General features: G+C 64.8%; 4 protein-coding genes. 3 read left to right on the top strand and 1 reads right to left on the bottom strand.

Annotated features, from left to right (window positions below; translation table 11 throughout):
- The first annotated feature begins 358 nt into the window (after positions 1 to 358).
- The 3 genes from PA6_RS23220 (at position 359) to PA6_RS21930 (ending at position 3,382) form a co-directional block, all read left to right on the top strand.
- Positions 359 to 835, top strand: coding sequence for a tyrosine-type recombinase/integrase (locus tag PA6_RS23220; RefSeq protein ID WP_021703160.1), 477 nt, complete (start codon positions 359 to 361; stop codon positions 833 to 835).
- A gap of 526 nt (positions 836 to 1,361) precedes the next feature.
- Positions 1,362 to 2,282 carry an ornithine carbamoyltransferase gene (gene argF, locus PA6_RS21935; RefSeq protein WP_021703159.1) on the top strand — a complete coding sequence of 307 codons (921 nt, stop codon included), beginning with the start codon at positions 1,362 to 1,364 and terminating at the stop codon, positions 2,280 to 2,282.
- Positions 2,279 to 3,382: an ABC transporter ATP-binding protein gene (locus tag PA6_RS21930; protein WP_021703158.1), complete on the top strand. Its 1,104-nt coding sequence runs from the start codon at positions 2,279 to 2,281 to the stop codon at positions 3,380 to 3,382. The genes argF and PA6_RS21930 overlap by 4 nt, the downstream gene beginning before the upstream one ends.
- A 101-nt stretch (positions 3,383 to 3,483) precedes the next feature.
- Here the strand turns inward: PA6_RS21930 and PA6_RS21925 are convergent, their stop codons facing one another.
- Entirely contained in the window at positions 3,484 to 4,263 is a 780-nt protein-coding gene (locus PA6_RS21925; protein ID WP_021703157.1) for a PhzF family phenazine biosynthesis protein, read from the bottom strand.
- Between the last annotated feature and the right edge of the window lie 452 nt (positions 4,264 to 4,715).

The raw sequence follows: 4,715 nt of genomic DNA, 5'->3' as shown, positions 1-4,715 counted from the left end.
CCTTAGCGCCACGCTCTAGCTTGAGGTTTCCACCTTGGTACGTTCAGATGGCGTTTGGGGTCTACCCCGTTAGCACAGACACCTTCGAGTAAGCTCGGCTCGACAAAGGCAAAACCGTCAGTCTGAACCACGCTGCTCGCTTTATGGCAGCTGAACGAATTCAAGGTTGGCCGTGCCGGAAAATACGTGGTTTAAGCAGAGGCGACCGTCCAGCAGGAGTGAAAAACCTACTGGAGCGAGATTTCACAAAGCTTGAACCGGAGCGCAAGTGGGTCACGGACATCTCGGGAATAGCCGCGCTGGAAGGCAAACTCTTCCTATGCGCAGCACTCGACTTGTACAGCAAGAAGGTGACCGGTTGACCACCCGTCTCTTGGTCCAGATCACCGCGATTGTCATCCGCAAGATCATTGCCGAGACCAAGTGGACGTCGCCCGGCGTACACCGCCACGCCTGCGACAGGCTGTCGAGCGTGTTCAAGGCAGCGGTCCAGGACGCGATCATCGCGCGCAATCCAGTCAGTTCCATCAGTCGACCGAAAGTCGCCAAGAAGGTGGTTGACCCGTTCACCCGGGAAGAGGCGGAGCAGATCATCAGTCACCTCTATGCCAACCTCACCGGCCTGGTGCGGATCTATGCCTGCTACTTCGAGTTCGCATTATTCACCGGCATGCGACCTGGCGAGATCATGGCCCGGCGCTGGAAGGAGGTCGACTTTCAGGGAAGGGGCGCGCACGTGTGCAGGGTTCAGGTTGACAGAGAGATTCACGATCGCGTGAAGACCAAGGCCAACCGGCACGTGCTGTTGAATGACCGGGCCATGCGCGCCCTGTAGGAAGCCAAGCCACTGACCATGGCTCGCAGCGGGTTCGGGTTCGTTTTCGCCCCCGCGACCCTCGAAAGGACAGCGACTGGATCAGAACCGACTCGACACCCCGCAAGTACTTCACGCTCGTCTGTCGCGCCCAGGGCATAAGAGTGCGTCGACAGTACGACACCCGGCACACCTACGCGACGATGAGCCTGATGGCCGGCATGAGCCCCGCCTTCATTGCCAACCAGCTCGGCCACAGTGTAAAAATGCTGCTCTCCACTTATGCGAAGTGGCCCAACTCCATCTCGAACTAGGCCGAACTCCAGAAGCTGGAACCGCATCAAGGTGGTACGAAATTGGTACAGCCGATTTGACTACCCACCTGTAAACCGCGTCGATCTTGCCCCTTGTTGGCACGCCGCGACATTTCCTTATAAGATCGCGCCTCCCCCATTTGTCGCCCCCAAGCGGCTCCAGCCGCCGTGTGGGCTGCTTTTTCCCGGAAAAAACGGGCCGCGACAGCTGTCGAATTAAGGTAGTGAAGAAGATGAGCGCCAGGCACTTTCTCTCGTTGATGGATTACAGCCCCCAGGAACTGGGCGGGCTGATCCGTCGAGCCATCGAGCTGAAGGACCTGCGCAAGCGAAGCATCGCCCATGAGCCGCTGCAGGGCCGGGTGCTGGGGATGATTTTCGAAAAGGCCTCCACCCGTACCCGCCTGTCCTTCGAGGCCGGCATGATCCAGCTCGGCGGCCAGGCCATCTTCCTCTCCCCGCGCGACACTCAACTGGGCCGTGGCGAGCCGATCGGCGACACCGCCATCGTCATGTCGAGCATGCTCGACGCGGTGATGATCCGTACCTTCGCCCACAGCAACCTCACCGAGTTCGCCGCGCACAGCACGGTGCCGGTGATCAACGGTCTGTCCGACGACCTGCACCCCTGCCAGCTGCTGGCCGACATGCAGACCTTCCAGGAAGCGCGCGGCAGCATTGCCGGCAAGACCGTGGCCTGGATCGGCGACGGCAACAACATGTGCAACAGCTACCTGGAAGCGGCCGTGCAGTTCGACTTCCAGCTGCGCATCGCCTGCCCCGAAGGCTACGAGCCGAAGGCCGAGTTCCTCGCCCTGGCCGGCGACCGTGCGCGCATCGTTCGCGACCCGCGCGAAGCGGTGGCCGGTGCCCATCTGGTCAGCACCGACGTGTGGACCTCGATGGGCCAGGAGGAGGAAAGCGCCAAGCGCCTCAAGCTGTTCGCCCCCTACCAGGTCAACCGCGCCCTGCTGGATGCGGCAGACCCGCAGGTGATCTTCCTGCACTGCCTGCCCGCCCACCGCGGCGAGGAAATCAGCAGCGACCTGCTGGACGACCCGCGCTCGCTGGCCTGGCAGCAGGCGGAGAACCGCCTGCACGCGCAGAAGGCGCTGCTGGAGCTGCTGGTGGCACCGGGCCTGCAACGCGCATGAGCCAGCTGCTGCTGTCCCTGCGCGGCCTGGCCTGCGGCTATCAGGGACACCGCATCGTGCAGTCGCTCGAACTGCACCTGAATGCCGGCGACATCGGTTGCCTGCTCGGCCCCTCCGGTTGTGGCAAGACCACCACCCTGCGCGCCATCGCCGGTTTCGAGTCGGTACAGGAAGGCGAGATCGAGCTGGGTGGCGCGGTGATTTCTCGCCCCGGCTTCACCCTGGCACCGGAGAAGCGCCGCATCGGCATGGTGTTCCAGGACTACGCCCTGTTCCCCCACCTCTCGGTGGCGGACAACGTGGCCTTCGGCATCCGCAAGCACCCCGACTGCGCGCGCATCACCGCCGAGCTGCTGGAGCTGGTCAAACTCGGCCACCTGGGCCAGCGTTTTCCCCATGAACTGTCCGGCGGCCAGCAGCAGCGCGTGGCATTGGCCCGCGCGCTGGCCCCCGAACCGCAGCTGCTGCTGCTCGACGAACCCTTCTCCAACCTCGATGGCGAGCTGCGCCGGCGTCTCAGCCACGAGGTCCGCGACATCCTCAAGGCCCGCGGCACCAGCGCCATCCTGGTCACCCACGACCAGGAAGAAGCCTTCGCCGTCAGCGACCAGGTGGGCGTGTTCAACCAGGGCCGCCTGGAGCAGTGGGACACCCCCTTCAACCTCTACCACGAGCCGGCCTCGCCCTTCGTCGCCAGCTTCGTCGGCCAGGGCTATTTCATCCGCGGCCAGCTACTGAGCCCGGATACGGTGCAGACCGAGCTGGGCGTCATCCACGGCAACCGCGCCTACACCATGGCGCCGGGCAGCTCGGTGGACGTGCTGCTGCGCCCGGACGACATCGTCCCCGATGCCGACAGCGCCCTGCAGGCGCAGATCGTCGGCAAGACCTTCCTCGGCGCCGCCACCCTGTACCGCCTGCAGCTGCCCACCGGCAGCCAGCTGGAAGCGATCTTCCCCAGCCACGCCGACCACCAACCCGGTCAGCAGGTGGGAATTCGCGTCGCCGCCGACCACCTGGTGGTATTCCCCGCCCCCGGCAGCGTGGCCGCCCAGGTCAACCTGCCGGAGTCCGGCGTGCGCCGCTACAGCAGCAGCTGATCCCGCGCCCGCCGTCCGGGCGGTTCAGACCGTAGGGCGGGTGAAACCCACACAGCCATCCCACTGCGCCCGCCAGAGGCCCACACGGTCAGCATCAGCGCCTACAGAAACAGTTTGCCGCTGGCCACCAGCACGGCCTGGCCGGCGATCTTCACCCGCTCGCCCTGCAGCCGGCAGTGCAACTCGCCGCCGCGCGCCGAACACTGGTAGGCGCTCAGCTCAGTTTTGCCGAGACGTTCTGCCCAGTAAGGCGCCAGGATGCAGTGGGTCGAACCGGTGACCGGGTCCTCGTCGATGCCGATGCCCGGCGCGAAGTAGCGCGAAACGAAGTCATGCTCGCGCCCCGCCGCCGTGACGATCACCCCAAGGCCCGGCAGCTTCGCCAGCGCCGCCAGGTCCGGCTGGCAATCACGCACTGCCTGCTCCGACTCCAGCAGCGCCAGCAGCTCCTTGCCAACCTGCACGGCCTGCACCGGCTGGCCGAGGATGGTGGCGACCTCGGCGGCCAGATCCGCCGGCTCCAGCCCCATGGCCGGGAAATCCAGCACCAGGCGACCCGCCTCGCGCGCCACGGCCAGGGCGCCGGACATACAGCTGAACTCCAGGCACTCGCCCGTCTCGCCATACAGTTCGAACAGCGCGTGCGCGGTCGCCAGGGTGGCGTGGCCGCACAGCGGCACCTCGCAGGCCGGGGTGAACCAGCGGATGCGCCAGCCCGAGCCTTCGCGCACGGTGAAGGCGGTCTCGGCCTGATTGTGCTCGGCGGCGATGCGCTGCATCAGCTCGTCTTCCAGCCAGGCATCCAGCCGGTAGACCACGGCCGGGTTGCCGCGAAACGGCCGATCGGTGAAGGCGTCGATCTGATGAAATTCGAGTTGCATGCTGCGCTCCCTGACAGTCGGTGGTGGCCCGCCAGCATGCCGCAGGGCGTGGCCGCCAGCCCGGTACAGTCGCGCCCGATTGCGCCACTACAGCTGCACTGTCCGGAGGCAGCGCGAACGAGCGCGGTGCAGGCGGTTAATCGCGAAAGACTCTAAGAAGTTATTAATCTTTAATAAATCAGTAACTTGAAAGTTCTGGCACGCGGCCTGCTATAGCCGATCCCGGTCAGCACAACGGCGTGTCTGCCACTCAACCGACAACGACGTCACAGCAGCCCTTCCCGATTCGGGAGCGCGGCGCTGTGGCGTTTTTTTTTGCGTTATTTGGCCAACAGGAAAGACCACCCATGTGCATGAAACCGACACTGCTGTCGCTCGCCATCGCCTCCGCCACCCTCGCCCAGGGCGCCTTCGCCGCCGAGGAGCTGAGCAACCTGTTCACCCAGGGCAAA

Source organism: Aquipseudomonas alcaligenes NBRC 14159 (assembly GCF_000467105.1).
GTDB classification, from domain to species: Bacteria; Pseudomonadota; Gammaproteobacteria; order Pseudomonadales; family Pseudomonadaceae; genus Aquipseudomonas; species Aquipseudomonas alcaligenes.
This window is presented reverse-complemented; position numbering and strand designations above follow the sequence as displayed.